Source organism: Chrysiogenia bacterium (genome assembly GCA_020434085.1).
In the GTDB taxonomy this organism is placed as follows: Bacteria; JAGRBM01; JAGRBM01; order JAGRBM01; family JAGRBM01; genus JAGRBM01.
In genome coordinates, this window is the sequence record JAGRBM010000024.1 from 1 (window position 1) to 1,935 (window position 1,935).

The following is a 1,935-nucleotide window of genomic DNA, read 5'->3' on the forward strand; positions in this document are numbered from 1 at the left end:
CGGGCCGCTTTCCAACGAAGCGGTCGAGGGCATCTACAAAGAGATCATCTCGGCGTGCCTCTCGCTCGAGCGCCCGCTTCGCATCGCCTTCCTTGGGCCGGAGACGACCTTCAGCCACCAGGCCGCGCGCAAGCATTTTGGCACCTGTCCGGAGTTCGCCCCCTGCGAGACCATCGAGGACGTTTTCGGCGCGGTCGAGCGCGGCAACGTCGACTACGGCGTCGTGCCGCTTGAAAATTCGATCGAGGGCTCGGTCAATCCCAGCCTCGACCGGTTCATGGAAACCAGCGCGAAGATCTGCGCCGAGGTCACCGTCGACGTGCACCACCAGTTCCTGCGCCCGCTCAACGCGGCAAAAGACTGCGTGCGCATCTACTCGCACCCGCAGGTGCTCGGGCAGTGCCGGCGCTGGATCCTGCGCAACCACCCGGGCGCAGAGCTCGTGCCGACCAACTCGACCGCGCAGGCCGGGCAGGAAGTCCTCTCGGATCGCAAGGGCGGGGCGCTCTGCAGCGACCTGACCGCCGAGTTGTTGGGACTGAAGATCGCCGCCCGCAACTGCGAGGACCGCAGCGGCAACCGCACCCGCTTCGTGGTGATCGGCAACCAGGAAACCAAACCCTCGGGGCGCGACAAGACGAGCCTCGTGCTGTGGGTCCGCGACGAGCCCGGGATTCTCTCGAAGATCCTCGCCCCGTTCGCAAAGGCCGGGGTGAGTCTCACCGAAATCATCTCGCGCCCGGCGGGCAAGCGGGCCTGGGAATACGCCTTCTTCGTGGGGATTGAGGGGCACGTTGCCGACAAGAAGGTGGCCGCCGCCCTGAAGGCCATTGCCCCGCTGTGCCACCAGGTCAAGGTGCTGGGCGCCTACCCGCGCGCGAGCTGAGCCACTTTAAAATCCCCGCGCCAGCGGGTATTGATGCCGCTCCCGCGGAGCTGAATGCGGGGTCCACGCGCGAAGCGGGGCCCGGCCGCTCCGGGCCGGGACGCTGAGCAAGACCATGTCCAAAGTCCGTCAGAACATCGAGACCCTGGCACCCTACGTGCCGGGCAAGCCCGTCGAGGAACTCGAGCGCGAGCTCGGGATTACCGACATCATCAAGCTCGCCTCCAACGAGAACCCGCTGGGTCCCTCGCCGATGGCGCTGGCCGCTGCGCATGAGGCCGTGGGGCAGATCAACCTCTACCCCGACGGTTCCGGGCACGATCTGGTGCAGGCGATCGCCAAACGCCACGGCGTTGCGCCCGAGCAGGTGGTGCTGGGAAACGGTTCCAACGACGTCCTTGAAGTAGCGGCGCGCACCTTCCTTGCGCCCGGCGACGAGGTCGTCTTCTCCCAATACGCCTTCGTGGTCTATCGCCTCGTATCCCAGGCGATCGGCGCGTCGATGGTCGAGGTCCCCGCCCGCGCGGATTTGAGCCACGACCTCGATGCCATCGCGGCGGCGATCACCGACAAGACCCGCGTGGTGTTCCTGGCCAATCCCAACAATCCCACCGGTACCATGTTCAGCGCCGAGGAGTGGGAGAAGTTTCTGGCGAGAGTTCCCGAGCACGTCCTGCTGGTCGTGGACGAGGCCTACGCCGAGTACGTGGGGGACGAGACCTACCCTGACCATTGGAAGGCGCTGAAGGCCGGTCGCGACGTGCTCATCACGCGCACCTTCTCGAAGATCTTCGGGATCGCCGGGCTGCGTGTGGGCTACGGGGTGACCAGCGCGGGCAATGCCAATTACATGAACCGCGTGCGCCAGCCCTTCAACACGAACCTCGTTGCGCAGGCCGCCGCGCGCGCCGCGCTCGAGGATCATGAGTTCGTGCGTCGCTCGCGGGAGGTAAATGCCCGCGGAATCCACTACCTGCGCGCGCATCTCGAAAAGCGCGGGCTCAAGGTCACCCCCTCCTGGGGCAATTTCGTACTCGTCGACCTGGGTC

Annotated in this window: 2 protein-coding genes; both read left to right on the top strand. The window is 66.1% G+C overall.

The window, feature by feature from the left end:
* Window positions 1–886, top strand: an 886-nt coding sequence (pheA, locus tag KDH09_00630) for a prephenate dehydratase (GenBank protein ID MCB0218171.1), incomplete at its 5' end; no start/stop codon positions are given.
* 115 nt (window positions 887–1,001) lie between these two features.
* On the top strand, window positions 1,002–1,935 hold a 934-nt coding region (locus tag KDH09_00635; GenBank protein MCB0218172.1), incomplete at its 3' end, for a histidinol-phosphate transaminase.